Origin of the sequence: Aestuariimicrobium ganziense (genome assembly GCF_015352975.1) — a bacterium.
Classification (GTDB): Bacteria; Actinomycetota; Actinomycetes; order Propionibacteriales; family Propionibacteriaceae; genus Aestuariimicrobium; species Aestuariimicrobium ganziense.
Genome location: NZ_JACYIZ010000004.1, coordinates 12,240 through 38,672 on the forward strand (window position 1 = coordinate 12,240; position 26,433 = coordinate 38,672).

The following is a 26,433-nucleotide window of genomic DNA, read 5'->3' on the forward strand; positions in this document are numbered from 1 at the left end:
GTTTCGGTTGGGTTATCGCGAAGTCAGAAGTCAACACCCACGACATGATCAGGGCCCCAGCCGGCGCTGCTGCCGGTGGGGCCCTGATCCACCAGGTCGGATCAGTCCTTGGTGACCGCGTCCTCGATGCGCATCGCGCTCTCGCTGGTGCGGATGATCGCCACCATGTACTCGAGCGAGATCCGGGCCATCGCGATGAACAGCAGCGGGCCAATCCAGCCGAACAGCAGCGAGAACACGCCCATCGAGCTGGGCAGGTCGCCGGCCGCGGCGATGGCGAAGGCGAACAGGGTGCCTCCCAGCCAGTAGAGCACCGCCGCGATGATGATCAGGATGTAGACGATCTTGATCAGCGACGGCGTCACGTACGAACGGAAGCTCAGGTCGAACAGCGACCGGAAGAAGCCGCCCAGACCCGTGGCGTTGGCCCCGGTCGGGGCGGAGCCCCACTGGTGTGACGGCCCAGCCGGAGCGGTGGTCTGGGTCGGGTACTGACCCTGCTGCCAACCGCCCTGGGTGGGCACCGGGCCGGGCTGCTGGGTGCCGTAGTCGGTGCCATGGGCGGGAGCGCCGTACTGCCCGCCGGGCACCTGCGCCGCGCTGGCGGCGCTGGCCGGCGGATTGGCCGAGGCGCCGGGCTGGCCCTGCCAGCTGCCGGGAAGCCATCCGGTGTCCTCCCACGAGGCACTCGCCGAGGTCGAGCTGACCGGCTGAGCCGGCTGGTTCTGCGAGGTCGGGTTCTGCGAAGTCGGGTTCGCGGAAGGCTGTCCCGTCACGAGAGGCTGCACCGTGGTCGGCTGGTCGTCCTGAGGATTCTGCCAGGGGTTGCTCCCCGGGTTCTGTGGAGTGCCCCACTGATCATTCGTCATGGGGCACATTCTTCATCACGGCGGCTCAGACCGGAAGTCGAGGCACCCTGGCCCCGATGGCGCACAGCACCTCGTAGCTGATGGTGTCGAGCCAGGCCGCGTGGTCGTCGGCGGTGACGGCCGCCTCGTCCTGCTGCCCGATCAGGACGACCTCGGTGCCCACGTCGGCTGGTCCGGACAGGGCGACCAGCGACTGGTCCATGCAGATCCGTCCGATGATCGGACGCCGCTGTCCGCCCACCACCACCTCGCCCCGGTTCGACAAGCGGCGGGCGAGGCCGTCGGCGTACCCGACCGGGATCGTGCCCACGCAGGTCGGACGATCGGCGGTCCAGGTGCGGCCGTAGCTGACGCTCGTCCCGGGCTGGACGAGCTTGACGGCTGACAGGTTGGTCGTCCACGTCAGGGCCGGACGCAACCGGTCGTCGGGCTGGTGGTCGCGGTCGGGGGCGTAGCCGTAGCCCATGATGCCGGGCCGGGCCATCGTCATGCCGGCCTGGTCGTGGAAGAGCACGCCACCGGAGTTGGCCGCGTGCACCCAGCGCACCGCGCCGCGCGCTGCCACGACGGCAGCCACGGACTGACGGAAGGACGCCAACTGCCCGGCGGTGAACCCGTCGTCGTCGGCGGCATCCGACGTGGCCAGGTGGGTGAAGAGCCCGTCGAGGACGAGCCCCGGCGCCTCGTCGACCATGCGGGCCAGGTCGACCGCCTGCTGCGGCGGGGCGCCGATGCGTCCCATGCCGGTGTCGAGCTTGAGGTGCACCGGCACGGTGGCACCGGCGGCTGCAGCGGCGGCCGAGGCGGCCGCGATGGTGTCGGCATCGGTGACGGTCAGGGTGGTGTCGGCCGCCACTGCGGCCTCCCACTGGCCGGGCAGGCAGGCCGACAGCTTGAGCACCGGCAGGCCCACCCCAGCGGCGCGCAACTCGGCGACCTCGCTCACCTCGGCGACCCCGAGCATGGTCACCGTGCGCGTCTGCTCGAGCATCCGTGACACCGCGACCGCGCCGTGGCCGTAGGCATTGGCCTTGACCGCGAACAGCAACTCGCAGCCTGTGGGCAGGTGCGATGCGGCGACGGCGAGGTTGTGGCGGATGGCCGCCATCTCGACGCGTGCCTCGCTCACCACCGCACGATCCTGATCACCGCACGATCATTGCACGAGGCGCTCGACCGGGTTGTGCGCTCAGCACGTGCGTCAGCGACCGCGGACGACGAACTGATCGCTGGCGTAGCGGGCGATCGACAGCGTCGACCAGCCATCGGTGCCGGCACCGACGACACCGCCGATCAGCGGCACCCGCTTGGCGAACAGCAGGCTCACCTTCTTGCCGCTCATCTGCGCCATCAACTGGCCGAGCACCTTCTCGGCGATGGTCTTGTCGAGGTCACGGTCGAACACCGGTGCGGTGGCGATGCCCATCGGCGTGCTCGGCAGGTCGTGCGACTCGATCAGGGCGGTCACGTTGTCGTCGCCCAGCAGGCACATCAGCACCGCACTGCGCACCCGGTTGTCGCTGAGGTCGTAGCCGCGCAGGTGGGCGATGGCGGCGACCAACCGGCTCTGGATCACCATCACCCCGGCCATGTTGGCGGGGATGCTGACGGCCAGCGTGGCCAGCCCGCCGAGGTTGGTGGCAAAGCCCTGGGCACCGGCCATGGCGATGTGCTGGCGGGTCAGGGCCTCGATGGCACCCTCGCGGTCCTGCTTCTTCTGCAACTGGGTGACGGCCGCCTCGCGGGCCCCGGGCAGACCCGAGTAGCCGTCGATGGCCAGGTCGAGCACCTTGCGCAACACGCCACCTGCGGCAGCGCCGCCGCGCTTGGGTCCCTCGACGATGACCTTGCCGATGTCGGCGGGGTTGACCATGGGGGTGCCTCCTCAGACTCCCTTCCACAGTAGGCCGCCGACGGTGCGCCGTCACCGGGGTGATCCCCTGAGCCACCCCCGGTTCGCCGTGGGCGCAGCCTGTTGTCAGGGGGCGGTGCGACACTGGGGGCGTGTTGGCGCACGTCTTCGGCTACGAGCGCGAGTGGCCCGACCAGGACCTGATCGGCTTCTCGAAGGAGTTCGACGCTCCGCTCACCTTGGCCGCCTACCGGTCGGGGGTCTTCCCCATGCCCTTGGCCAGCGCGCCCGGCGACATGGGCTGGTGGTCGCCCAAGCAGCGTGGCGTGCTGCCGCTGACCGCGCTGAAGGTGAGCCGGAGCCTGCGCCGCTCGGCGACCCGCTACACGACCTCGGTCGACCAGGCCTTCGCCGCGGTGGTGCGCCGCTGCGCCGATCCAGCCCGCGAGGGTGGCTGGATCGACCGCGACGTGGTCGAGGTCTTCACCCAGTTGCACGCCGCGGGCTTCGTCCACTCGGTCGAGGTCTGGGACGACCAGGACGTGCTGGTCGGGGGGCTGTACGGGGTCAGCGTGGGCGGGCTGTTCGCCGGTGAGAGCATGTTCCACGACCCCGAGCGCGGACGAGACGCGTCCAAGGTGGCCCTGGTCCGACTGATCGAGGAACTGGCGGCCGGAGTGCCGCGGCACCGCCTGGGCCTCGACCGACTGCTCGACGTGCAGTGGGTGACCGAGCACCTGGCCAGCCTCGGGGCGGTCGAGGTGAGCCGGACGCGCTACCTGGAGCGGCTCGACCGGGTGCTCGACGCCCCGGGCCCACGATGGCCATCGCCGGCCCAGTCCCGACGAGCCGTGGAGTTGTCAGCCCTGCCCGCCCAGCTCGAGGGCGAGCACACGACGAGAGGGGAGCACGTTGCCTGAGTTGCCCGAGGTCGAGGCCCTGCGCGGCCTCCTCGAGAACCGCGTGGTCGGACGAGCGATCACCCGGGTCTGGTTGGTCGCCTTCAGCGCGCTCAAGACCCACACCCCACCGCTGGATGCCCTGCACGGACTGGAGGTCTCCGGCGTCAGTCGCCACGGCAAGTTCCTCGACGTGGACGCCCAGGGCGTGCACCTGGTCTTCCACCTGGCCAGGGCCGGCTGGCTGGTCTGGCGCGACGAGGTGCCCACCGCGCCACCTCGTCCCAGCAAGAACCCGCTGGCGCTGCGGGTCGTGCTCGACGATGGGTCGGGCTTCGACCTGACCGAGGCCGGCACCCAGAAGCACCTGGCGGTGCACGTGGTCACCGACCCGCAGCAGGTGGCCATGGTGGCCACGCTCGGCCCGGACCCGCTGGCCGACGACTTCTCACCGGCTGCGTTCGGGGCGATCCTCGATCGCGCCGGGCGCTCCCAGATCAAGGGCGTGCTGCGTGACCAGCGGGTGATCGCCGGCATCGGCAACGCCTACTCCGACGAGATCCTGCACGCGGCGCGGTTGAGTCCGTTCACCCCGGCCACGTCGTTGGACGAGGCTGGCCGGGCCGCACTGTACGAGGTGGTGCGTCGGGTGTTGCGTGAGGCGGTCGAGCGGGCCGGTGGCAAGGAGGCCAAGGAACTCAAGGATTCGAAGCGAGCGACGATGGCGGTGCATGGACGAACCGGGCAGCCCTGCCCGGTCTGTGGCGACGTGGTGCGCGAGGTGAGCTTCGCGGACTCGTCCCTGCAGTACTGCGCCACCTGCCAGACCGGCGGCAAGCCGCTGGCCGACAGGCGGATGTCGAAGCTGCTCAAGTAGGCGGGGGAGTGCAGGGGGTCTTCCCGGCGGGGGGCAAGGTGCCCTCCCCCGTGGGGGGTGCAGGGGGTCCTCCCCCGCAACAGTGAAAGCGCACGAGGGGCTCGACCCTTGCGGATCGAGCCCCTCGTGGAAGCGTGCGGTGTGGAGGGTCAGCTCCAGTTGCCGCGGATCTTGCTCTCGTTGCTGGCGTAGCCCTCAGTGATCTGGCCGAGCACCGAGGTCATCTTGGCGACGATCTCGCTCATCTTGGCGGCCGACTGGTCCCACTGGCGCTGCACGTCGGCGTAGGCCTCACGGGCGGCGCCGTCCCACTGTGCGAGCGAGCTGCTCAGCTGGCCCTTGAGCTCGTCGAGGTTGTTGGTCAGCCCCTTGTGCGCCTGGCCCAGGTCCTGGATGCCGGTCTCCATCGCACTGGCGTTGACTGAAGTGAAGTCTCCCATGTCGATTCTCCTGAATCTGTGTTCTGTGGTTGGTCAGTGGATGGATGCTCAGAGCATGCCGAGGATCGGGTTGGCAGCCGCGGACTGCTCCTCTTCGGTCGCGGAGTAGCTCATCTGGCTGTCGACGAGCTTGCCGTGGATCTCCTCGAGGCCGCCCTTGACCTTCTCGAACTCGCCATCGAACTGGGTGTAGGCCTTGTAGAAGGCGTCCGAAGCGTTGCCGACCCAGCCGGCGCGCAGGCTGTTGATCTGCCCGCTGAGGGTGCTCTGGAGCTGGTGGATTGCCTGGTGCTTGGCCTCGATCTGATCGGCGGCCTTCTTCATTTCAGCGCGGTCGACCTGCTGGTTACCGGACATCACTCAAACCTTTCGAAGATTGGCGCATCGAGCGTCGGGTTCCTCGATGCCTGGTGGCTGCAACTTCGATCTCTCGTCGCTGCGTCCTGTCTGAGAAAAACAGTAGGCAATTCAGGGGTCACTTGCACCTCTCTGACGAGGGTACTTGGGGTATCGTCCCTAGTCACAGGCGTTCGGTGTGGTGAAGTTGAGCACGATTACTCAGTGGGGTGCAGTACCGGCCAGTTGGCTGTGGGTTGAGTGCCGAACGTTGAACGTGGGGGTTCGTGCGTGAGAAAGTTGAAGCATGGCCAGCAACGTCCCCGCCAAGCAGCCCCGCACCGTGCTCGAGAACCTCTTCCACTACGCGGTGGCCAACGGCGAGAAGCTCAAGGAGCTGTGGGACATCGTCAACAAGGACGACCGCGCCGGTGAGGCAGTCACCAAGCTGATCGGCGGGGTACGCCAGGGGATGGCCGAGCGCGAGCCGGTGGCACGACTCAACCGCCAACTCGACGCCATCGCCGAGGCCGTCGAGCTCGACGGGGCGCCCGACCCGATGACCACCGAACTGCGTCGCGCCCGGATCGACCGGATCCGCAGCAAGCTGGCGCTCACCGCCCAGATGCAGGGCCAGTCACGCAAGCGCGCCACCGAGCGGTTGACCAGCGAGGTCAGCGCCCTGTTCGCCGAGATGGTCGAGGACGGGCTCGAGAGCGAACCCGCGCCGGCGCAGGTCAAGATCGACCGCAAGCTGCCCTGGCAGCGCAAGAGCAACCCCAGCGACTTCTGACACCCGGCCCTGAGATCAAGGCATCACGGTCATCGAGGCGGTCGACAGCTCACGCCCCTCGTCCAACCCATTGGGGATCAGGCTGATCAGCCCGGCAGGCACGCGGCCCAACGGCACGTCCTTGTCGTAGCCGAGGGCACGGCGGGCATTGCCGGTCGGGATGCCGTAGCTCATGCCCCGGTAGACCAGGAAGCTCGCGGTCTCGGTGCCGGTGAGCTTGTCGTTCTGCAGCAGCGCGCCACTGAGGTTGGGCATGTCGATCACGTCGGCCTTGGTGCCCGAGATCGAGATGTCGTTGGGCAGGGCCGGGGTCTCGACGCCGACGCTGATCGTCGGGGTCGTCCGCTCGCCGCCGTGGTAGGTCGCGCAGACCGAACGATCCTGCAGGCCTGCGTTGCTGGACGGACCGACCGGCTTCTCCCACGGCAGCCCCGACGTGCCGATGTGGTCCTGGACGACCGCCTCGGCCAACTCGCCCTCCGAGATCATCCGCGGGGTACCGACCTTGGCGGTGTGCTCCCACAGCCGCATGTCGAGGTAGCTGATCCGGGCCAGACCCTGGTCGAGCTGGATGTAGTGGCGCACGTCGGGGGAGTCGGTGGCACCCACCTGGGCCAGGTCACCCACCTGCAGACCCGCGGCGATGCCCCGCGTGGGCTTGCCGCGCAGGTTGGGCACCACGATCGGGTCGATCGGCGCGCCCAGCGGCAGGCTGGCCAGCCACGCCGGCGGCACCTCGGCGACCGGCAGTCCCTCGACCAACGGGGACGAGGCGCCGGTCTCGGCCCACAGCTTGTGCGCGGTGCCGTGGAAGACCACGTACTGCGTGCCGTCGGGCAGTTGGGCGACCACGGCGGCGTCGTCGGTCGAGGCGGTGAGGTCACCGATCTCGAGGGTGATCGGACGAGTCGTCGTGCCGTTGGCGACGCGCCTGGGTGCTGCCGCGCAGCTGCGCAGCGGGTACGGCTGGATGTCGGTGGCCGAGGGCAGCTGGTAGGGGGCGCCGGGGATGCCCTGGCGCTGCAACTGCGGTGTGCCCTTGAGCAGCTTGCTGCTGACCTGGCGCACCTGGGGTGCGGTGCCGCTGGCCTCGCCCACCTTGAGTCGTGCGCTGGTGATGTTGGCCATCGGCTGCAGGGCCTTGGCCTGGTCGTTGTAGACGAACAGCACACCGGCGTCCATGTCCTGGATGACCACCGAGCTGTCCTGCCAGTCGCTCGACAGCCCAGGGCGCAACTTGCCGATCAGGAAGGTTCCCGCGAGTGCGATCACTCCGATCAGCACCGAGACGAAGGTGGCGGTGGTGATCCGGCGCAACGGCGAGACGGCAGCGTCAGGATCACGGTCCACCAGCGCAGACACGAGTCTCTGCGTGGTGAAGCTGTGCGCCTTCAACAGGTCTTTGCGGGTGGCCATCGGTTCCTGTCCTGCGGTGGCTCGACGATGCGGACGAGCCCCATTGTTCCTCACGCCGGGTCGTGGTCGTCTGCTGCGACCGCCCTCGTGGGCTCTACGGTGGCGGTGTGAGCAAGCCCCAGAGCGTGCAGCCGGCCGGGCACCCCGGCGACGAGCCGGTGCCCCGAGAGGCCTGGCACGCCCTGTGGGCGATGGTGTTCGGCTTCTTCATGATCCTGGTCGACTCGACCATCGTGTCGGTGGCCACACCGGCGCTGATGGAGGCCTTCGGCGCCGACGTCACCGGTGTGCTCTGGGTGACCAGCTCATACCTGCTGGCCTATGCGGTGCCGCTGCTGATCACCGGGCGCCTGGGTGACCGGGTCGGGCCCAAACGCATCTACATGGTCGGTCTGGTGGTGTTCACCGCGGCCTCGTTGCTGTGCGGACTGGCACCCAGCCTGACCTGGTTGATCATCGCCCGGGTCATCCAGGGACTCGGAGCGGCAATGATGACGCCGCAGACCATGGCGGTGATCACCCGCACCTTCCCCGCGGCCAGGCGCGGACCGGCGATGGCCCTGTGGGGTGCCACGGCCGGTGTCGCCACCCTGGTCGGACCGATCGCCGGTGGCCTGCTGATCGACGCGATCAGCTGGGAGTGGATCTTCTTCATCAACGTGCCGGTCGGCATCATCGGCCTTGTCCTGGCCTGGCGGTTGGTCCCCAACCTCGAGACCCACTCGCACAGCTTCGACTGGATCGGTGTCGTGCTGTCGGCGGTGGGCCTGTTCTGTGGGGTGTTCGCCATCCAGGAGGGACGAACCTACGACTGGGGCCAGCTCTGGGGCCCGATCTCGATCCCGCTGCTGCTGGCCGTCGGCGCCGTGCTGCTGGTGGTGTTCCTGTGGTGGCAGGCCCGCAACCGGCGCGAACCCCTGGTGCCGCTTCGACTGTTCCGCGACCGCAACTTCTCGGTGTCGAACGTGGCCGTGACCGCGGTCGGTTTCGCGGTCACCGGGTTGATCTTCCCCTTCATGCTCTACGCCCAGTTGGTGCGCGGGCTGTCGCCGACGGGTGCGGCCCTGCTGCTGGCCCCGCAGGCCGTGGTGTCGATCCTGATGGCCCCGATCATCGGACGACTGGTCGACCGTCTGCACCCGCGGCTGGTCGCCGGCCTCGGCCTGGCGGTGCTCGCCGGCTCGCTGGCGCTGCTGTCGCTGGTGATGCGTCCCGACAGCCCGACCTGGCTGATCATGGTGGTCGCCGTCGCCATGGGGCTGGGCATGTCGGCGGTCTGGGGCCCGCTGTCGACCTCGGCCAACCGCAACCTGCCTCGCGAACTCGCCGGAGCCGGGGCGGGGATCTACAACACCACCCGCCAGATGGGGTCGGTGATGGGCAGTGCTGCCATCGCCGCGCTGATGACGGCCCGGCTCGCCGCGCACCTGCCCGGGGCCGGCCAAGGCGGACCGGGTCAGGGTGGCCCGATCGAGCACGCCGGAGCCCTGCCGGCCCCCCTGAGGGAGCCCTTCGCCCGGGCGATGGCTGAGTCGATGCTGATGCCGGCCGCGGTCGTGGCGCTGGCGCTGGTCGCCGCCCTGTTCTACGAGAACTCCAAGCACCTGCAGCGCCCTCCGGCCCGCTGAGGTCACCGACTGCCACGACCCGGCACGCCCTAGAGTGGGGCTCGTCCTCGACCCGCCACCAGGAGCCAGCCCGCATGCCTCGTCCGGCGCCCACCACGCACCGCGCCCCCCGTCGTCGGGGCACGCTGCGTGGTCTGACCACGGCCCTGGCCTGGGAGTTCGCGCTCGTCGTGATTGCCCTGGTGGCCCTGCTGTGGCGTCCCACCGGGCTCTACCTCGCCGGCGGGTTGCTGGTGCTGCTGCTGGTGGTCGGGCTTCCCGTGGTGCGGGGACGAAGCCTGCTCTCGCTGCTGGCCTCACGGTGGCGCTTCGTGCGCCGCCGTCGCGCGCGGGTCACCGACCCCGGCGACATGCCGGTCGACCTGGTCCCGCTGGCCCAGTGGGTGCCAGGGCTCCAGGTGAACCAGACCCGCTCGGCGCAGGGCCACGACGTCGGCGTGGTCACCGACGGTGAGTCGTGGACCGCGATCCTGGCCCTGGCCACCGACGATGCGTTGCTGTCCGACTCCGGTGAGCGGGTCGACCTCGACGCGCTCAAGGGCCTCACCCGTCAGGACGACATCGTCTTCGCCGGGTTGCAGTTGGTGACCTACACCGTGCCCGCCCCGGTGCAGGCGCTGCTTCGTCCCGACTCGGTCGCCGCCAAGGCCTACCTCGAACTGTCCGGGGGAGACGTTCCCCCCGCCGTGCGACGCACCTGGATCTGCGTGCGGCTCGACCCCCGGCTCTGCCTCGAGGCGGTCGCCCGCCGCGGGGCGAGCAACGACGGCATCTACGCCACGCTGCGGTTCGGGTTGCACCGGGTGCAGGCCGCGCTGAAGCGTCAGGGCATCATCACCCGCGCACTCAGCCCGATGGAGATCTACGAGGTGCTGTCGTTCACCACCGGCTCGACCCCCGACCACGCCGCCGACCGTTCGTCGGAGAGCTGGACGACCTGGTCGTGCGACGGCTTGGTGCACAGTGGACGACAGGTGCGCAGTTGGGGCGACAACACCTCGCTGGGCTACCAGTCGCTGTTGCAGACCCTCGACCGCACCCCGGTGCTGTTCGCGGTCAGTTCCTACACCGTAGATGCCGACAGCCGGGTGACCGGCGGCGTACGGCTGGTGACGCCGACCACCGCGGCCGCGCAGCAGGCCCAGCAGCACCTCAGCGCCGCGCTCGACCGCAGCGTCAAGCTGGCGGCCCCCGGAGGTGCCCAGGTGCCTGCGGTGCTGGCGACCGTCCCGTTGGGAAGGCCGGTGGCATGAGCGAGGGGTGGCAGCTACCGCCGAGCGCGTCCGAGACCGGCAAGTCCGCCGTCGTGCGCACCGGTCCGTCCGGACTGCTGCTCGGCACCACCGGACGCGGTGACCTGGCGGTGCGACTGTTTCGTCCGCAGGGCACCCGGCTGCTGCTGGACGTGCCCGACTACGCCAAGTGGCTGCTCGCCTTCCGGGCGATGTGCCTGGGCGCGCACCTGTCGATCATCTCCGAGGACCATCGCCCCTGGCGCACGCTGGCCGACGTGGTCACCGCCCAGGGCGGCACGGTCGACCTGCTGCGCACGGCCGACAAGATCCCCGGTGCCGGGCGCCCCTATCGTCCCAGCCTGGTGATCGACGACGCGTCGAACTTCGACGGCACCCAGGCCTCGATGGGGGCCTGGCAGGCGATCGCGGTGGTGCAGTCGATCAAGACCGGGTCGGCGGTGCACGCGCTGCGCAACTGCGACATGGCACTGGTGGCCGGTGTCGACAGCAAGGGCCAGGAGAACCTGCGCCGCGCCTACCTGCTCAACCCCTCACAGCTGCGTCAGACCACCAACCTGGGCCAGAGCAACGTGGTGCTCGCGATGCCGCGACGCCTGGTGCGGGTCGACTTCCCGCCCACCCCGACCGAGTACCGCACGCTGTTCGGCTGAGGTCGGGCACCGGTTGGTGGCGTGAAGTTCGTCGTCCTCCAGCGATTTCTCGACTGATCAGGGGGACGACGGCCCAGGGCGGGGCTCAGCCGCCCAGGGCGCGGAACTTGTCGTACAGGTCGAGCACGCCGAGCAGCAGCGGGACGATCGCCATGATCGCCAGCCACTCCATGACGTCGCCGAGTCGTCCCCAGACCGGGGTGATGATCTTGGAGTACTGGGCGGTGGCGTAGCCCGCGAGCACCAGCACGGCCACCACGGCCACGGCGCCGGCCACGGCCAGTTGCACGGTCGCGGGCAGTCGTCCCACCCCCACCGAGAACGCCAGCAGCATCACCAGCGTGCCCGCCGACAGCAGCGACAGCCGCTGCTGCAACCCGACGAAGGCGCGGGCGCGCAGCAGCATCGCCAGCGCCACCACCCCGCACAGGCTCAGCGTCCACCACGAGGCGTCGCCCAGCAGCAGCGGCAGGCTGAGCACCAGGGTGGTCACTGAGGTGGCGATCAGCAGCGAGGCCAGCAGGCGGTCGGCCAGCAGGGCACGGGTGACGATGTCGGACTGCACCGGGGTGTCGTCGGCCATCATCGCCTGCGCGTCCGGGGGAACAGCCGGCAGGGCGATCCGGGCCAGGCGGTAGCTGAAGGTGGGCAGCATCGAGGTCACGGCGACCATCACGGTCAGCCCGACCGCGCAGACCACGAGCTCGCGCCCGGGGAACAGCACCATGGTGGCGGTCGCGGCCAGCAGCACGCCCGAGGTGACAGCAGCGGTGAACAGGCCCATGACCTGCACCGATGCCGCCAAGGCGCAGGCGGCGGCAGTCACCAGCACCGCCGCCAGGGCCAGCGTCAGCCGAGTTGCCACCGGGGTGCTCGACGACAGCATGCCGTAGCCACCGAAGAAGGCCAGCACCACTGCGGCCCACGCGAACGTGGACGAGACCCGGTACTCACCGGCCGCGCGGCTGATCGAGATCGAGGTGATCACGCTGGCGAAGGCCAGCACCAGGCAGGTCGCGGCCGCCGCCAGCGAAACCTCGGGAGCCGGAGTGATCAGGCGCCCCCACAGGGCGACCTTGTCGGGGCTGTTGAGCCCGAACAACACCATCATCGGCAGCCCGAGCAGCAGGATGACCAGCACGCCCAGCGCCATCCGCTGGCTGTGCCTGGGGTGCCAACTGGGGCGCTGTGCGGTCGAGGTCGACACCGCGTCGACCACGTCGTCGAAGGCCGCGTCGGGCATCGCGTTCTCACGCTGGCGCAGGTGCAGGGTCTCACCGTCGTTGATGCCGAGCGTGCTGACCTGGGCCCCGGCGTCCAGCGGATCCTCACCGAAGCGCTGCAGCACCCAGTTGTGCACGGCGTCAGTGGTGTTCGACGCCTCGTAACCTGCGAACTTGACGATGCTGGGCAGCAGCTCACCCAGGGTCACCGACCCGGGCAGGGCCAGGTCGACCCGCCGCTGCGGCGAGATCACCGTGACCCTGGAGATGTCCTCTTCTGTCGCACTGCTCACGCACGGCAGCCTAGTGCGTCGCGGGTGCGGGCCCGGGTGGACGAGGGGGCGTCGCGGGTGCGCGCCCGTGTGGACGAAGCGGCGTCGCGAGGCTGGCCGCACTCGGCTGCCCTCGTCCTTGGGCCCTTCACCGGGCATGATGGGAGGGCACCGACCAGAGGATTCCATGGGCGTCATCACCTTCAACCGACCCAAGAGGGCCACGCCGCCGGCCATGCCGCGCGGCGATCTGTTGTTGGAGCCACCGCCTGAGATCCCGCCGCCAGCGGCGAGCAAGAACTTCGGCAACCTGCTGCGGATGCTGCCGATGGTCGCCGGCGCGCTGGCCATGGGCATGATGATGATGGGCGGCGGCATGGGTGGCCGTGGTCCGCTCGGCGGGATCATCGGCGGCATGTACGCCATCTCGATGCTGGGCATGATGCTCAGCCAGACCGGGCGTGGCAACGACGACCAGGCGGCCCAACTCGACGCCGGTCGCCGCGACTACTTCCGCTACCTCGGCCAGACCCGCAAGCAGGTGCGCACCGCCGCCGACCAGCAGCGTGCCGCCGTGGCCTTCCGTCACCCCAGCCCCGAGACGCTGTGGACGATCGTGGGCAACAAGCGCATGTGGGAGCGTCGTCCCGACAACGACGACTTCGCCTCGATCCGGGTCTCGGTCGGCCCGCAGCAGTTCGCCAAGCGGCTCACGCCGCCGGAGTCGCAGCCGCTGGAAGACCTCGAGCCCCTGACCACCGGGGCCCTGCGTCGCTTCATCCGCACCCACCGGCTCGTCCAGTCGGTGCCCTTGGCGATGAACCTGGACGGCTTCCGCGAGATCCGTCTGGTCGGCGACGAGGAGGCCTGCCGCAAGCTCGCGTACGCCATGGTCGGGCAGATCGTCACCTGGCACGCCCCCAACGACATCCGCTTGATGGTGGCGGCCGCGCCCGAGCAGCAGCCCAAGTGGCAGTGGGTGAAGTGGCTGCCGCACCTGCAGCACCCGACCGCCAAGGACGGCGTCGGCAACGTGCGGCTGTTCGCCACCGGCGCCAACGACCTGCAGGACCTCGCCCACGACATCGGCGGCGCCGAGGCCCCCCACCAGATCGTCGTGGTGGTCGACGGGGTGGACGACGTGGTCGCCTCACAGTTCCAGACCACCAACTCCCACGCCGTCGGCATCCACGTCACCGGCGAGACCCAGGTGCCGCGCCGCATGCTCGACCGGGTCGCGGTGCTCGAGGTCAAGCCCGACTCGGTCACCCTGCACCGCCGCACCCCCAAGAACGTGGTCGCCCGCACCTCGCTGGGTCGTCCCGACCAGGTGCCGATGGTCGCCATGGAGATGCTGGCCCGGGCGATGGCGCCCTACCGGTTGCCGGTGGCCGCTGCCGCCACGGAGGAGGAGGACGCTCCCGAGGTGGTCTTCGAGCCGCCCAAGGACTACCCGGCGATGGTCGGCGTGGGCGATCCGCTGACCCTCGACGTGCGCCAGGCCTGGAAGCTCCGGCCGCTGCGCCAGCACCTGCGCATCCCGTTCGGCAACGCCGAGGACGGTCGTCCGGTCGAACTCGACATCAAGGAGGCCGCGCAGGGCGGCATGGGTCCGCACGGCATCTGCATCGGCGCCACCGGTTCGGGCAAGTCGGAGTTCCTGCGCACCCTGGTGCTCGGGTTGGCGATGACCCACTCGACCGAGCAGCTCAACCTCGTCCTGGTCGACTTCAAGGGTGGCGCCACCTTCCTCGGGTTGGACGACCTGCCACACGTCTCGGCGGTGATCACCAACCTCGAGGGCGAGATGAGCTTGGTCGACCGCATGCAGGACGCGATCGGTGGCGAGCTCGACCGCCGGATGGAGGTGCTGCGTTCGGCGGGCAACTTCAAGAACCGCGAGGACTACGAGATCGCCCGCCAGGCCGGCGCCGACATCCCGCCGATGCCACACCTGTTCATCGTGGTCGACGAGTTCTCGGAGTTGCTCACCGCGCGACCTGAGTTCATCGACCTGTTCCTGCAGATCGGACGAGTCGGACGATCGATCGCGGTGCACCAGCTGCTCGCCTCGCAGCGACTCGAGGAGGGCAAGCTCAAGGGCTTGGACACCTTCTTGTCGTACCGGATCGCGCTGCGCACCTTCTCACCGGCCGAGTCGCGCACCGTCATCGGCGTGCCCGACGCCTACGAGCTGCCACCCGGCCCGGGCAACGGCTACCTCAAGTTCGACACCGTCGGCATGGTGCGCTTCAAGGCCGCCTACGTGTCGGGCCCGTGGCACGGCAGCCCCAGCGCGCCCAGTTCGTCCACCGGAGGAGCCGACCCGCTGCTCAGCCACGTCGAGAACCGGTGGGTGCCGCCGGTGCTGCCGTTCACCACCGACCATGTCGAGGTCGTCGAACCGCCACCGGCCCCCGAGCCGGTGGTCGTCGCCGTCGAGGACGAACCGGTCGAGCCGGTCAAGGTCGAGGCCGATGAGGAGGAGGACGAGGAGACCCTGCTGGGGCTGGTCGTCAACCGGCTCAAGGGCCACGGCTGGCCGGCGCACAAGGTCTGGCTGCCCCCGCTGGACGCCCCGCCCACCATGGACCAGCTGCTCGGTGGGGTGACCGAGGTGCCCGGACGAGGACTGCAGGCGATCGACACTCGCGCCCTGGGCAACCTGCGGGCCCCGGTGGCGCTGATCGACCGGCCGCGCCACCAGCGCCGCGACCCGATGTGGATCGACTTCTCCGGCTCCGGCGGCAACATGGCGGTGGTCGGCGGTCCGCAGTCGGGCAAGTCGATGGCGCTGCGCGCTGCCGTGGCCGGTCTGGCCCTCACCCACACCCCGGCCGAGGTCGGCTTCTACGCCCTCGACTTCGGTGGCGGTGCGCTCACCTCGATGCGCGACCTGCCGCACATGGGTTCGGTCTGTGGCCGTCTCGACGTCGACCGGGTGCGCCGGACGATCGCCGAGGTGACCTCGCTTCGCACCCAGCGCGAGGTGTTCTTCGCCGAGAACGGCATCGACTCGATGGCCACCTACCGGCGGGGACGCCGCGACGGCAGCATTCCCGCCGACCGGTTCCCGACCGACGTGTTCCTGGTCGTCGACGGCTGGAGCACGGTGCGCCAGGAGTTCGAGGAGCAGGAGCAGGTGATCACCAACCTGGCCACCGGTGGCCTGGGCTTCGGCATCCACGTGTTCGTCGCCACCAACAAGTGGTCCGAGATGCGCTCCCACATCCGTGACGCCATCCAGTCGCGGCTGGAGTTGAAGCTCGGTGACGCCTTCGAGTCCGAGATCAACCGCAAGATCCAGGCCCTGGTGCCGGCTGGTCGTCCCGGACGAGGCATCAGCGCCGACGGCCTGCACACCCTGATCGCACTGCCCCGGGTTGACTCGGTCGAGTCGGCCGACGACGTGGCGGCGGGGCAGAAGGCGATGATCGACCGCATGAACGCCGCGTGGCAGGGCCCGCGCGCGGCCGAGGTGCGGATGCTGCCGGCCAGCCTGCCGCTCACCGCGCTGCCGCAGTTGGTCAACGACGGCGTCAACCGGTCGATCCCGTTCGGCATCGACGAGTTGGAGCTCGCCCCGGTCGGCATCGACCCGGTCGCCGACCCGCACCTGGTGGTGTTCGGTGCTCCCGAGTGCGGCAAGTCGAACCTGCTCAAGGTGCTGCTGCACGGCATCACCGAGCGCTACACCCCCAAGGAAGCCAAGATCATCGTCATCGACTACCGGCGCTCGCTGCTCGGCGAGATCGAGTCGGAGCACCTGATCGGCTACGCCGCCTCGCAGCAGGCCAGCACCACGCTGCTGAAGAACGCGGCCGACGCGGTGCGCACCCGCCTGCCCGGCCCCGACGTCAGCCAGCAGCAGTTGCGTGACCGGTCGTGGTGGAGCGGCGCCGACATGTTCGTCGTGGTCGACGACTACGAGTTGGTGGCCACCTCGACCGGCAACCCGATGGCGGTCTTCGCCGACCTGGTCAGCCAGGCCCAGGACGTCGGCCTGCACCTGATCATGGCCCGTGGCATGGGTGGCGCCGGACGCACCGTGTTCTCCGACCCGCTGATCACCCGGATGAAGGACGCCATCAACCCTGCCCTGATCATGAGCGGCACCAAGGACGAGGGCGCCCTGTTCGGCAACGTCAGGCCCAGCCCGCTGCCGCCGGGACGAGGCACGCTGGTCACCCGCTCGGGCAACGTGTTGGTGCAGATCGCCGACCGCACCGGGATGGGTCCCGGCGCCGAGGCCGCCGCCAGCTGAGCAGCAGAGCTGGTGGGTGCCAGGCCACTCAGCGGTCGGCGGCGCGGAAGCCGCGTCGTCCGGCGGCGGGCAGCACGATGCGCAGCACCAGCCCGACCACGGCCAGCACCCCCGCCCCGACAGCGGCGCCGATCGCCACACGCGTCGGCGTGGGATCGGGAGTCGGGGGCGGTGTCTCGACCACTGGCGTGTAGCTCGGGGTCGGACGAGGGGCCTGGCTGGCGTCCACCATCACACCGGTCAACGCCCGCATCGGGTTGAGCACGCCGTTGCCGACCTGGGGGTCGGGCAGGGTCCGGGTCGGCGGGTCAGCGGTTTCCATCAGACGCTGCTTGACCTGGGCCGGGGTGAGCCCGGGTTCCTTCTGCAGCATCAGCGCCACGACGCCGGTGACCAGCGGCGCGGCGAACGAGGTACCACTCAACTGCGCGTAGGCCTGGGTGTCGTCATCGTCCCCCGGCGCTGACGGCAACAGGCTCATCACCAGCGTGCCTGGTGCAGCGATCGTGACGTGCTGGTTGGGGTGCGAGTACGACCCCGGGCTGGGCTGGTCGTCGGGGGTGGTGTTGCCCACCGAGACCACGCCCGGGTAGTTGGCCGGGTAGAGCGGTCCGCGGACCCTGGCCGGCACCTGGTCGTCCACGTTGCCGGCGGCGGCCACGACCACGATCCCCGCATCGAGTGCCCGTTGGATCGCCTTCTCGTAGTCGGCGGTGCCACGCGGCATCGACTGGGAGATGTTGATGATCTGCACCTTGCGGGCGATCGCGTCGTCGATGGCGGCCACGATGTGTGCGGGGTTGCCCTGCGGCACCCCGTCCTTGGGTTCGGAGGCCATCAGCGTGCGCATCGCGACCACCTTCGCCCCGGGCGCCACCCCCGAGAAGTTGGTCCGGGGGTCGGAGTCCGGCTTCGCCACGATGAGTGCGGTCACGGCGGTGCCGTGGTCGCAGTCCAGCCCGTCCTTCTCGGCGTTCTCGTCGGGCGGCATGTAGTTCAGCGTGGTCACGTTGCGGGTGTCGAAGTAGGCGGTGTTGACGTTCGAGACCCCGGTGTCGATCACCGCGATGCTCACGCCAGTGCCGTCGAGCGGACGACCTTGCGCGTCCTTCATCTTCCACAGGTCACGAATGCCCAGCCGGTCGAGTTGCCAGGGCTTGAAACCAGCCGGCGAACTGGCCGGCGTGACGATGCACCGTCGAGCATCCATGTCGACCCCGGTCTGGGCCTGCGCCACGATCGTCGACTGCCCGGCCACCAGCACCCCCACCACAGCCGCCGTTGCCAAGCGGACGCGCGGTCGGTGCAGGGAGGATCGGGGGACGCTGGGCACGCTGCAAGGGTACCGAGCCCCGGGGCCGCCAATCGTTGGGCCGAGCTGGCCCTCGCCGGCATCACGGAGCTGGCGCGGTCGGCCACTAAGGTGGCGTCCATGGCCCCCCGACCCATGCGCCGTGGCTGGTACACCGACCCGTCGGTGCCCGCGCGCGTGCGGTTCTGGGACGGCACGGGCTGGACCCGGTGGCTGGCCAACCGGCACCGTGCACCCTTCCCACCGGTCGTCGACCAGGCCCCGGTTCGTCCCGTCGAGGACCGGATGGACCGGCTGGTGCGGGTGCTCAAGTGGGTGCTGGTCGGCGTGCTGGTCGCTGCGGTGGCGCTCACGGTGACCGGCATGGTCCTCAACCGGCGTGACGCCGCCAGGAATCCGGCCGGCTGGAGCACCGCCGACACCCCGGCCCCCGTGGTCACGGTCAATCCCTACGAGGCGGTCGTGGTCGAGGGCACCAAGGTCAGCATGCTCAGCGGCGACGTGGTCTTCCAGGTGCCCGCGCCGGGGTGGGACGTCAGTTCGCCCAACGAGGTCGAGGGCATGTTCGACCAGGCGGTGTTCGCGGCCGTTCCCGGACCACAGGACGAAGGGCTACCCGGCACCATGATCGGCGTCGGACCGCTCAGCTGGGTGATCCTGCCCGCCGACCGACAGGCATCGGCCGAGGCGCTGGCGCAACTGGTGGCACTGCGGCTGTTCGGCAAGCTCGACCAGGTGCGCTACACCCCCGCCGGGTCGTCCGACCTCACCGACTTCGGGGACGAGCACCCTGGAGCCAAGGCACGCATCGACGTGGCCTGGGCAGGTGGCTCGACGGTCGTCGAGGTGCGCATCGTCCAGGCCAGGACCGGACGCTGGGTCGGCTGGATCGCCACCGACGGCCCCGAGGTCAGCGACCAGCACCGCACCCAGCGCGAGGACGCCTGGAAGAAGACCACGGTGGGCACCCCCTGAGGTGCCTCCAGCCAGCCAATAGGCTTGGCGGGTGCTCGGATACTTCGGTCCCGCGGGAACCTTCACCCACCAGGCGCTGCTGACCCTCGGCGAGGGTGATGGCGAGCCCTTCGGCTCAGTCGCCGAGGCGCTGTCGGCGGTGGCCGACGGACGCGTCCGCGCGGCGCTGGTGCCGATCGAGAACTCGGTCGAGGGCGGGGTGTCGGCCACCCTCGACAGCCTCGCCACCAGCAATGGGCTGAGGATCGTGCGCGAAGTGCTGCTGGCGGTGCAGTTCGGGGTCTACGTGCGTCCGGGAACGGGGCTGGACGACATCCGTCGGGTGCTCACCCACCCCCACGCCGCCGCCCAGTGCCGGCGCTGGCTGCAGACGAACCTGCCGCAGGCCTCGATCACCGAGGGCGGTTCGACGGCTGCTGCCGCCGCCGAGGTCGCTGATCCCGAGTCGCGCTACGACGCAGCGATCTGCGCCAAGGTGGCCGGCGAGATGTACGGGCTCGAGACGGCGGCCTACGGCATCGCCGACAACGACTCGGCGATCACCCGCTTCGTCCTGGTGGGTGGGCCGGGGCACCAGCCTTCGTCCCCGACCGGGGCCGACAAGACCACGCTGGTCGCCTACATGCGTGAGGACCACTCCGGTGCCCTGCTCGAGATCCTCGAGCAGTTCGCCTCGCGAGGGGTGAACCTGTCGCGGATCGAGTCTCGTCCGACCAAGACCACGCTCGGCTCGTACTGCTTCTCGATCGACGCCGACGGCCATTTCGAGGACGCCCGGATGGCCGAGGCGTTGATGGGCCTGAAGCGGGTCTGCAAGGACGTGGTCTTCCTGGGCTCCTACCCGCGTGCCGACCACGAGCCGGGCAAGCTCGCCCATGGGGCGTCGAACGCCGAACACCAGGCAGCCCGCTCCTGGTACGAGTCGCTGGGCTGACCTGTCCAGCCCTTCCCGGGCAACCGCACGTCCGTCCCCCGCACCAAAATCGAGTGTGAGCACCAACGTTGGTGCTCACACTCTATTTTCTTGCACGCCGAACGCGGGTCGGCCTCAGAACACGGCCACGGGGGAACGTGCGGAGGGAGCCGCTCAGGGCTGGCGGCGGGGCAGCATCAGCGTGACCGCGCGCTCGTCCACCTGGGCCTCGAACACGGTCGCCGTGCCCATGGTGTCGCCGTCCAACTGGTAGGGCAGCGGCTCGGCGACCTCGATGCGCACATGCTTGCCCTGGTGGCTGTCGACGTTCTGGGTGAGCTGCCGGTAGACCCGTTCCAGGGCGAACCGGAGCCAGCCGGCCAGTCCGCGCGGTCCCGAGACCAGCACGTCGATCAGGCCGTCGCTGGCACTGGCTCGGGGGAACATCTGCAGGCCGACCTGGATCTCGCCCACGTTGCCCACCAGCATCAGGCTCGACGGACGATGGCTGACCACGCGTCCGTCGAGGGTGACCGTGGCCTCGACCGGACGATGCCCCACGTTCTGCATCACCGCCAGGAAGTAGGCCACCGACTTCACCGCCCGCTTCAGGTCCTCGTTGGTGTCGGCCATCACCTTGGCGTCGATGCCGATACCCCCCATCACCGCGAAGTGCTCGCCGGTGGGCTGGTCGTCCAGTCGCAGGCTGACCAGGTCGATCGCGTAGGGGTCGCCGTCGAAGGCGATGTCGAGGGCGGCCTGCTCGTCCATCGGCACCCCGAGGTTCTTGGCCAGCAGGTTGGCGGTGCCGGCCGGGACGAGGGCCACCGGGATGCCGGAGTGCGCCATCGCCGAGCAGACCACCCGCACCGTGCCGTCGCCGCCGGCCACCAGCACCCGGTCGACCCGGCGCTCGATCGCCTCGGCTGCCATCGCCCAGCCGGGGTCGTCGGGGGTGGTGGTCAGCCACAGCGGTTGCTCCCAGCCGCGGCTGGTCAGGTCTTCGCGCACGTGTCGTCTGAAGGCGAACTCGTCGGTCACCTTCGCCGGGTTGTAGATCACGGCCGCAGTGCCGCTGCCCTGCCGCATGGTCGGCAGGGGACGCATGATCTCCCACGCCGGCACGGTGCGCAGCCCGGTCGCCCACGACGAGAGCGCGGTGATCGTGCCACCGAGCAGCCAGCCGGCGACCAGGTCGGTCGTCCAGTGGGCACCCATCAGCAACCGGTCGAGCGAGACCACCACGACCACCAGCGTCATCAACAGGCGCCAGAACAACTGCACCGTGCGGGGCTGGCGGGTGGTGGCGGCTGCAGCGCCCACCATCAGCGCGGTCACCACCACCATGGTCGCGTGGGTCGAGGGGTAGGCCGCGCCGGCGCTGGTGAAGTGGTCGGCGAAGGGGCCAGCGGGACGAGGGCGGCCGATCAGCCGCTTGAGCAGGGCAGGCACCGCCCAGCCCAGCACCGAGGCCAGCAGCAGCGCCTGGGTGAGGTTGCGGAACCGTCGGCGTTGGGCCCAGGCGGCGAGGATCCACAGCGCCACCAGCAACACCAACGGGTGGGTGGCCACCGCGACCGCCGCCGCGATCTCGCCGGCCATCGAGTCGGGTTGCAGGGGTGGTGGCGCCATCCGGTCGAGCCAGCGCAACCGGTTCGTGCCCAGCGTCAGCCAACTCCACAGCACCAGTCCCACCGACCCGAGGGCCAGCAGGATCAAGCTCCAGCGGTGACGCCTCACCGGCCCACCGTCACGGCACGCCGATGGTCAGCAACAGGTTGGCGTACGGGCGTGTCTCGCCACTCACCACGACCGCGGCCACGCTCGGCGACATCGCCGCCTCGTAGAACGCGAACCGCTCGATGCCGGTCCACGGGATGTCGCGGTGGCCAAGCAGCCGCCGGTAGTCGCCGACCGCCTCGGAATCTGCGCCCTCGGCGGTCTGCATGAAGGCGGCCTCCTCGATGAAGGTGGCCTGGTCGATCAGTTCGACGATGTCGCAGGCGGCGACCAGCCCTTCGCGCACATTGAGCTGGATGCGCTTGGCAGCCGGGTTCGCGCCGGTGCTGTGCGGGTAGAGGGCATCGGCCACCAGCACCTTGCTGCCGTGGCCGGCGGCTGCGAGCACCTGCAGCAGGTCGGGGTGGATCAGTCGGTAGCGCAGCATGTCCGCGGGCCTCCTCGCTCGATGGCAGCAGCCTAGCGCCGGCGCCCGGCTCGGTAGGGTGTCGACATGATCGATCCCAAGGTGCTGCGCACCGATCCCGACCGCGTCCGGCGCTCGCAGAAGGCCCGTGGCGAGTCCGTGTCGTTGGTGGACGAGTTGCTCGCCGCCGACGAGGCCCGGCGCAGTGGGATCAGCAGCTTCGAGACCCTGCGCGCCGAGCAGAAGGACCTCGGCCGCCAGGTGGCGAAGGCGACCGGGGACGAGAAGGCGGCCCTGCTCGCCCGCACCAAGGAACTGGCCGCCCAGGTCAAGCAGGCCCAGGCCGACGCCGACGCCGCCGAGGCCCGGCACCTGGAGTTGTCGAAGCAGCTGGGCAACCTGGTCATCGACGGGGTGCCTGAGGGCGGCGAGGAGGACGGGGTCGTCCTCGAGTCGCACGGCACCCCCCGCGACTTCGCGGCCGAGGGGTTCGAGCCGCGTGACCACCTGGAGCTGGGCGAGATGCTCGGCGCGATCGACATGGAGCGTGGCGCCAAGGTGTCGGGCTCGCGGTTCTACTACCTGACCGGGCCTGGGGCGCTGCTGGAGTTGGCGCTGTCGCAGTTCGCGCTGTCGAAGGTGCTCGAGTGGGGGTTCACCCCGATGATCCCGCCGTCGCTGGTGAAGCCTGCGGCGATGGAGGGCACCGGCTTCCTCGGGCAGGCCGCCCAGGACGTCTACCGGCTCGAGGCCGACGACCTGTACCTGGTCGGCACCGCCGAGGTGCCGCTGGCGGCCTACCACTCCGACGAGATCCTCGACGCGTCGACCCTGCCGCGCCACTACGCGGGTCTGTCGCCGGCGTTCCGGCGCGAGGCAGGCTCCTACGGCAAGGACACCCGGGGGATCTTCCGGGTGCACTGGTTCGACAAGTGGGAACTGTTCGTCTACTGCGACCCCGACCAGGCCGAGGCCGAGCACGATCGGCTGCTGCAGTTCGAGAAGGAGTTCCTGACCGCGCTCGAGATCCCCTTCCAGGTGCTCGACGTCGCCTCGGGTGACCTGGGGCTGTCGGCGGCCCGCAAGTTCGACTGCTACGCCTGGCTGCCCACCCAGAGCCGCTACCGCGAGGTGACGTCGACCTCGAACTGCACTGAGTTCCAGGCCCGCCGCCTGGGCATCCGGGCCCGCTTCGACGACGGGGTTCGTCCGTTGGCCACGCTCAACGGCACGCTGTGCGCGATGACCCGGATGATCATCATGCTGCTCGAGAACCACCAGCAGGCCGACGGCTCGGTCCGCATCCCCGAGGCGCTTCGTCCCTACCTCGGTGGACGGGAGAGCTTCACCCCGGTCGAGGTTCACTGAGCGGCAACGTCCAATTCGCAAGACAAGCGTTGTGCCCAGGTGCTGGGCTGACACTCAACGGACTGACCGGGTGACTGGACGAGGGCTCACGGCGGCGCAGGCCGCCCGAGTCGGCGTACCCGTGCTGGTCGCGGTTCTGTTGGTGTCGCTGACCTGGCTGCACCTCACCCAGGGCGCGGTCGACCTCAGTGTCTCCGAGTACCTGCGTGCGCTCACCTCGGACGACGACCCGATCGCCCACGCGGTCGCGATCGGCCGCATCCCGCGATGGGGTGCCGCACTGCTCGTCGGCTGCTGCCTCGGCGCCGCCGGCGCCGGCCTGCAGGCGCGCACCCGCAACCCACTGGTCGCCCCCGACACGCTCGCCGTCAACGCCGGCGCCCACCTCGCCCTCGCCCTGTCGCGTCGGGCGGGCGGCCCGGCCGGGCTGGTGCTCGTCGGTTCGGTCCTGGCACTGGCTATGGCCTCGGTCACCCAGGTGCTGTTCCTGCTGCGGAGCCGCGAGACGCAGGGCCTGTTCGCCTGGGGGGCCGGATCGTTGTCCAACCCCGGTGCGGCGGCGATCATCCAGATGGTGCCCGTGGCGATCGCCGGAACCATCGCCCTGGCACTGGTCGCCCGCTGGCTCGACCTGCTGCAACTGGGCGACGAGCCCGCGCGTGCGCTGGGCGTGCCGGTGCGGCTGGTCAAGGTGGTGGTCGTGGTCCTGGCGGTGATGCTCGCCGCCGCCTCGACGGCGCACGGCCCCGGCCTCACCCAGCAACGGCCATGGCTGGTCACCGCTGTGCTCGCCGTGCTGGTGGCAGCGGCCCCGGTGGTCGGTCTGCTCGGGGGTGACGGCTGGCTGTTGCTCGGCGATGTGCAGAACTGGCTGCAGGGCATCGCCTCGGGGCGGATCAGCTTCATCCTCGACTCCACCTACGGCGCCACCCTGGGTCGCCTCGCCCTGCTGGCCACCCTGTTGCTGGTTGCCCTGGTCGCCCTGTTGGCCGTGCACCGCCAACTCGACGTGCTGCAACTCGATGCCGACACCCCAAGGCTGCTCGGCGTGCACCTGCCGGTCAACCGGTTGCTGCTGCTCGCCGGGGCGGTGGTGTTGACCGCCGCGGCGACCACAGCTGTCGGGGTGATCGGTTTCGTCGGGCTGGTCGCACCGCACGCCGCTCGTGTGCTGGTGGGTCCGTTGCACCGCCGGATGCTGCCGGTGGCGGTGCTGCTCGGTGCCCTGATCTGCAGTCTCGCCGAGACCGCCGGACGGGCGGCACTGGCCCCCCACCAGGTGCCGGTCGGCTTGGCCTGTGCGCTGGTCGGCGCCCCCCTGTTCGTCCACCTGATGTCCCGCCGCTGAGGAGCACACCCCATGTCGTCCTACCGCCCCTACTTGGTCAGCCTGGTCGCCCGGCACCGGCTGAGCACCACCTTCGTCCGCATCACCCTCGGTGGACCCGAACTGTCCACGGTCAGCCCGACCCTGCTCGACCAGCGGGTGAAGCTCGTGCTCGGTGAACCGGGCGACCTGCGCACCATGGCCGAGGCCGAGGAGTGGTTCCCGACCTGGCGGACCCTCCAGGCCGCCGGGCGAGGGGTGATGCGCACCTACACCATCTCGGGTCGCCGACCCGAGATGGACGAGGTGGACATCGATGTCGTGGTGCACCCCGACTCGGCCGGGCCGGTCTCGACCTGGGCGGACAGCGCCCCGCTCGGTTCGTCCGCGGTTCTGGTGGCCGCCTCGTCGGAACGTGAGGGCCACGAGACCGACGGGGTGGCCTGGCGCCCGGGCAGCGCCCGCGAAGTCCTGCTGGTGGCCGACGAGACCGCGCTGGTGGCCGCCACGATGATCGCCCGAGCACTGCCCGAGCACAGCACCGGTCGGGTGCTGATCGAAGTACCGCACGCTGACGACGTCCGCGAGGTGGCGTGCCCGGCGGGTGTCGAGGTCATCTGGGCGGTGCGTGATCGTGGCCAGCGCGTCCAGTCGCGCCTGCCCTTCCGGGTCGACCGCGAGCGGGAGGAGGACGAGTCCGACACCCTGCTCTGGAGCGAGGGTGAGGGTCGCGACTCCTACGTCTGGGTGGCGGGCGAGGCCGGGTGGGCGAGGGCGATCGCCACGGCCGCGAAGCAGGCTGGGGTCACCCGCGAGACCAGCGCGATCATGGGCTACTGGAGGCTCGGCCGCGCCGAGATGTGACCGTGCTGGTCTTCAGCGCGTGGGTGGTGGCCCACTCAGGACGAACTGGTCGGGCTGGTCGGGGGCGCGCTGGCGGAGTACTTGCTGCGGTGGATGTCGGCGATCAGCCCGGCGACGTGCTCGAAGGTGAAGGTCGAGGTGTTGAGCACCAGGTCGTCGTAGCTGTCGTCGTTGACGTCCCAGCCGTAGAGCCGGCCGATCTCGGTGGCGCCGGCCCCGTCCTGCTCGACCAGGGTGACCACGGGTGCGGTGGCCGGGGCGCGGCGGGTGACCTGGGTGGTGCGTCCATCGCCGACCTCGACCATCTCGGAGCGGACGTCACCGACCGTGCTGTCACTCATCTGCTGGGTACGACGCTCGTGAGCTCGCCCACCAGTCCACGGTGACAGCGCTCGGTCAGTGGGTAGGCGAAGATGATCAGCCCGGCGATCACGGCCAGCGCCGCCGGGGCGGCACCGGTCGCCAGCCGGATGCCCTGCAGGGCCTCGCCTGACTGGGTGGGTGCCTTGGCCACGTAGCCGAAGGCGCCGATGATGGCCGCACCGACCGCGCCACCGACGCCCTGGCCGGTCTTGCGGATGAACGACAGGATCGAGTAGCTGCCGCCTTCGGAGCGGGTGCCGGTCTTCCACTCGCCGTCGTGGGGTCATCGCCGCCGACAGCGAGACCATCAGGAACATCGAGGTCATCAGGAACGACAGGTTGTTGGCCACGTCGCCCAGCGCGTAGGCGGCGACCTTGCCGCCCGAGAGA

At 70.1% G+C, this 26,433-nt stretch carries 23 protein-coding genes and 1 pseudogene; 12 read left to right on the plus strand and 12 right to left on the minus strand.

Annotated features, from left to right (window positions below; all coding sequences use genetic code 11):
• Positions 1–101 precede the first annotated feature (101 nt).
• From IE660_RS08235 to IE660_RS08245, 3 genes are all read right to left on the minus strand, one after another.
• On the minus strand, positions 102–869 hold the full coding sequence (locus tag IE660_RS08235) for a DUF4282 domain-containing protein (protein WP_203567886.1): 768 nt from the start codon (positions 867–869) through the stop codon (positions 102–104).
• 25 nt (positions 870–894) lie between these two features.
• Positions 895–1,998: an alanine racemase gene (alr, locus tag IE660_RS08240; protein ID WP_203567887.1), complete on the minus strand. Its 1,104-nt coding sequence runs from the start codon at positions 1,996–1,998 to the stop codon at positions 895–897.
• A 72-nt stretch (positions 1,999–2,070) separates the two neighbouring features.
• Positions 2,071–2,742 carry an EcsC family protein gene (locus IE660_RS08245; protein ID WP_203567888.1) on the minus strand — a complete coding sequence of 224 codons (672 nt, stop codon included), beginning with the start codon at positions 2,740–2,742 and terminating at the stop codon, positions 2,071–2,073.
• 131 nt (positions 2,743–2,873) lie between these two features.
• Between IE660_RS08245 and aat the strand changes: the two genes are divergently transcribed.
• Positions 2,874–3,641 (plus strand): leucyl/phenylalanyl-tRNA--protein transferase, encoded by a 768-nt coding sequence (gene aat / locus IE660_RS08250; protein WP_203567889.1) that lies wholly within the window; start codon positions 2,874–2,876, stop codon positions 3,639–3,641.
• Complete coding sequence (locus IE660_RS08255; RefSeq protein ID WP_203567890.1) at positions 3,634–4,497, plus strand: Fpg/Nei family DNA glycosylase; 864 nt, start codon at positions 3,634–3,636, stop codon at positions 4,495–4,497. Before aat ends, IE660_RS08255 begins: the two co-directional genes overlap by 8 nt.
• A gap of 149 nt (positions 4,498–4,646) precedes the next feature.
• Here IE660_RS08255 and IE660_RS08260 read toward each other — a convergent pair whose 3' ends face one another.
• Together IE660_RS08260 and IE660_RS08265 are read right to left on the minus strand one after the other, a co-directional pair.
• Positions 4,647–4,937: a WXG100 family type VII secretion target gene (locus IE660_RS08260; RefSeq protein ID WP_203567891.1), complete on the minus strand. Its 291-nt coding sequence runs from the start codon at positions 4,935–4,937 to the stop codon at positions 4,647–4,649.
• A 48-nt stretch (positions 4,938–4,985) separates the two neighbouring features.
• The gene (locus tag IE660_RS08265) at positions 4,986–5,294 is read right to left on the minus strand and encodes a WXG100 family type VII secretion target (RefSeq protein WP_203567892.1); all 309 of its coding nucleotides are present in this window, start codon (positions 5,292–5,294) and stop codon (positions 4,986–4,988) included.
• Positions 5,295–5,580: 286 nt separating this feature from the next.
• Here IE660_RS08265 and IE660_RS08270 point away from each other — a divergent pair, with 286 nt between their 5' ends.
• Positions 5,581–6,066, plus strand: coding sequence for a hypothetical protein (locus tag IE660_RS08270; protein WP_203567893.1), 486 nt, complete (start codon positions 5,581–5,583; stop codon positions 6,064–6,066).
• A gap of 15 nt (positions 6,067–6,081) precedes the next feature.
• Here IE660_RS08270 and eccB read toward each other — a convergent pair whose 3' ends face one another.
• Positions 6,082–7,482, minus strand: coding sequence for a type VII secretion protein EccB (gene eccB / locus IE660_RS08275; protein WP_203567894.1), 1,401 nt, complete (start codon positions 7,480–7,482; stop codon positions 6,082–6,084).
• 107 nt (positions 7,483–7,589) lie between these two features.
• On the opposite strand from eccB, the gene IE660_RS08280 reads away from it, so the two are divergent.
• The 3 genes from IE660_RS08280 (at position 7,590) to IE660_RS08290 (ending at position 11,016) form a co-directional block, all read left to right on the plus strand.
• Positions 7,590–9,110: a DHA2 family efflux MFS transporter permease subunit gene (locus IE660_RS08280; protein ID WP_328701902.1), complete on the plus strand. Its 1,521-nt coding sequence runs from the start codon at positions 7,590–7,592 to the stop codon at positions 9,108–9,110.
• 74 nt (positions 9,111–9,184) lie between these two features.
• Positions 9,185–10,363 (plus strand): type VII secretion protein EccE, encoded by a 1,179-nt coding sequence (eccE, locus tag IE660_RS08285; RefSeq protein ID WP_203567895.1) that lies wholly within the window; start codon positions 9,185–9,187, stop codon positions 10,361–10,363.
• A complete protein-coding gene (locus IE660_RS08290) occupies positions 10,360–11,016 on the plus strand; it encodes a hypothetical protein (protein WP_203567896.1) in 657 nt (218 codons plus the stop codon). Before eccE ends, IE660_RS08290 begins: the two co-directional genes overlap by 4 nt.
• A gap of 85 nt (positions 11,017–11,101) precedes the next feature.
• Here the strand turns inward: IE660_RS08290 and eccD are convergent, their stop codons facing one another.
• Positions 11,102–12,532: a type VII secretion integral membrane protein EccD gene (eccD, locus tag IE660_RS08295; RefSeq protein WP_203567897.1), complete on the minus strand. Its 1,431-nt coding sequence runs from the start codon at positions 12,530–12,532 to the stop codon at positions 11,102–11,104.
• Positions 12,533–12,698: 166 nt separating this feature from the next.
• Here eccD and eccCa point away from each other — a divergent pair, with 166 nt between their 5' ends.
• Complete coding sequence (gene eccCa, locus IE660_RS08300; RefSeq protein ID WP_203567898.1) at positions 12,699–16,775, plus strand: type VII secretion protein EccCa; 4,077 nt, start codon at positions 12,699–12,701, stop codon at positions 16,773–16,775.
• Positions 16,776–16,803: 28 nt separating this feature from the next.
• On the opposite strand, the gene IE660_RS08305 is transcribed toward eccCa, so the two are convergent.
• Positions 16,804–18,108: a S8 family peptidase gene (locus tag IE660_RS08305; RefSeq protein ID WP_203567899.1), complete on the minus strand. Its 1,305-nt coding sequence runs from the start codon at positions 18,106–18,108 to the stop codon at positions 16,804–16,806.
• A 99-nt stretch (positions 18,109–18,207) separates the two neighbouring features.
• Between IE660_RS08305 and IE660_RS08310 the strand changes: the two genes are divergently transcribed.
• Positions 18,208–19,062, plus strand: a complete 855-nt coding sequence (locus IE660_RS08310) for a DUF2510 domain-containing protein (RefSeq protein WP_203567900.1) — start codon at positions 18,208–18,210, stop codon at positions 19,060–19,062.
• Between the two features lie 31 nt (positions 19,063–19,093).
• Positions 19,094–19,996 (plus strand): prephenate dehydratase, encoded by a 903-nt coding sequence (gene pheA / locus IE660_RS08315; protein ID WP_203567901.1) that lies wholly within the window; start codon positions 19,094–19,096, stop codon positions 19,994–19,996.
• A 153-nt stretch (positions 19,997–20,149) separates the two neighbouring features.
• Here the strand turns inward: pheA and IE660_RS08320 are convergent, their stop codons facing one another.
• Together IE660_RS08320 and IE660_RS08325 are read right to left on the minus strand one after the other, a co-directional pair.
• Positions 20,150–21,715, minus strand: coding sequence for a diacylglycerol kinase family protein (locus tag IE660_RS08320; protein WP_203567902.1), 1,566 nt, complete (start codon positions 21,713–21,715; stop codon positions 20,150–20,152).
• Between the two features lie 10 nt (positions 21,716–21,725).
• Positions 21,726–22,142 carry an RbsD/FucU family protein gene (locus IE660_RS08325; protein ID WP_203567903.1) on the minus strand — a complete coding sequence of 139 codons (417 nt, stop codon included), beginning with the start codon at positions 22,140–22,142 and terminating at the stop codon, positions 21,726–21,728.
• A 66-nt stretch (positions 22,143–22,208) separates the two neighbouring features.
• Between IE660_RS08325 and serS the strand changes: the two genes are divergently transcribed.
• From serS to IE660_RS08340, 3 genes are all read left to right on the plus strand, one after another.
• Complete coding sequence (gene serS, locus IE660_RS08330; protein WP_203567904.1) at positions 22,209–23,489, plus strand: serine--tRNA ligase; 1,281 nt, start codon at positions 22,209–22,211, stop codon at positions 23,487–23,489.
• 70 nt (positions 23,490–23,559) lie between these two features.
• Positions 23,560–24,837: a FecCD family ABC transporter permease gene (locus IE660_RS08335; protein ID WP_203567905.1), complete on the plus strand. Its 1,278-nt coding sequence runs from the start codon at positions 23,560–23,562 to the stop codon at positions 24,835–24,837.
• Between the two features lie 12 nt (positions 24,838–24,849).
• Positions 24,850–25,680 carry a siderophore-interacting protein gene (locus tag IE660_RS08340; RefSeq protein WP_203567906.1) on the plus strand — a complete coding sequence of 277 codons (831 nt, stop codon included), beginning with the start codon at positions 24,850–24,852 and terminating at the stop codon, positions 25,678–25,680.
• Between the two features lie 35 nt (positions 25,681–25,715).
• Here the strand turns inward: IE660_RS08340 and IE660_RS08345 are convergent, their stop codons facing one another.
• Complete coding sequence (locus tag IE660_RS08345) at positions 25,716–26,021, minus strand: hypothetical protein (protein ID WP_203567907.1); 306 nt, start codon at positions 26,019–26,021, stop codon at positions 25,716–25,718.
• A pseudogene (locus IE660_RS08350) lies at positions 26,018–26,308 on the minus strand (MFS transporter); the annotation flags it as partial. The gene IE660_RS08345 and the pseudogene IE660_RS08350, both read right to left, overlap by 4 nt.
• Positions 26,309–26,433: the final 125 nt, after the last annotated feature.

Excerpts from the sequence above, each read along its gene's own strand:
- IE660_RS08235 (WP_203567886.1), bottom strand. The coding sequence starts at position 869 with ATGACGAATGATCAGTGGGGCACTCCACAGAACCCGGGGAGCAACCCC.
- IE660_RS08245 (WP_203567888.1), bottom strand. The coding sequence starts at position 2,742 with ATGGTCAACCCCGCCGACATCGGCAAGGTCATCGTCGAGGGACCCAAG.
- IE660_RS08260 (WP_203567891.1), bottom strand. The coding sequence starts at position 4,937 with ATGGGAGACTTCACTTCAGTCAACGCCAGTGCGATGGAGACCGGCATC.
- IE660_RS08265 (WP_203567892.1), bottom strand. The coding sequence starts at position 5,294 with ATGTCCGGTAACCAGCAGGTCGACCGCGCTGAAATGAAGAAGGCCGCC.
- IE660_RS08270 (WP_203567893.1), top strand. The coding sequence starts at position 5,581 with ATGGCCAGCAACGTCCCCGCCAAGCAGCCCCGCACCGTGCTCGAGAAC.
- eccB (WP_203567894.1), bottom strand. The coding sequence starts at position 7,482 with ATGGCCACCCGCAAAGACCTGTTGAAGGCGCACAGCTTCACCACGCAG.
- eccE (WP_203567895.1), top strand. The coding sequence starts at position 9,185 with ATGCCTCGTCCGGCGCCCACCACGCACCGCGCCCCCCGTCGTCGGGGC.
- IE660_RS08290 (WP_203567896.1), top strand. The coding sequence starts at position 10,360 with ATGAGCGAGGGGTGGCAGCTACCGCCGAGCGCGTCCGAGACCGGCAAG.
- eccCa (WP_203567898.1), top strand. The coding sequence starts at position 12,699 with ATGGGCGTCATCACCTTCAACCGACCCAAGAGGGCCACGCCGCCGGCC.
- IE660_RS08310 (WP_203567900.1), top strand. The coding sequence starts at position 18,208 with ATGGCCCCCCGACCCATGCGCCGTGGCTGGTACACCGACCCGTCGGTG.
- IE660_RS08325 (WP_203567903.1), bottom strand. The coding sequence starts at position 22,142 with ATGCTGCGCTACCGACTGATCCACCCCGACCTGCTGCAGGTGCTCGCA.
- serS (WP_203567904.1), top strand. The coding sequence starts at position 22,209 with ATGATCGATCCCAAGGTGCTGCGCACCGATCCCGACCGCGTCCGGCGC.
- IE660_RS08340 (WP_203567906.1), top strand. The coding sequence starts at position 24,850 with ATGTCGTCCTACCGCCCCTACTTGGTCAGCCTGGTCGCCCGGCACCGG.
- IE660_RS08345 (WP_203567907.1), bottom strand. The coding sequence starts at position 26,021 with ATGAGTGACAGCACGGTCGGTGACGTCCGCTCCGAGATGGTCGAGGTC.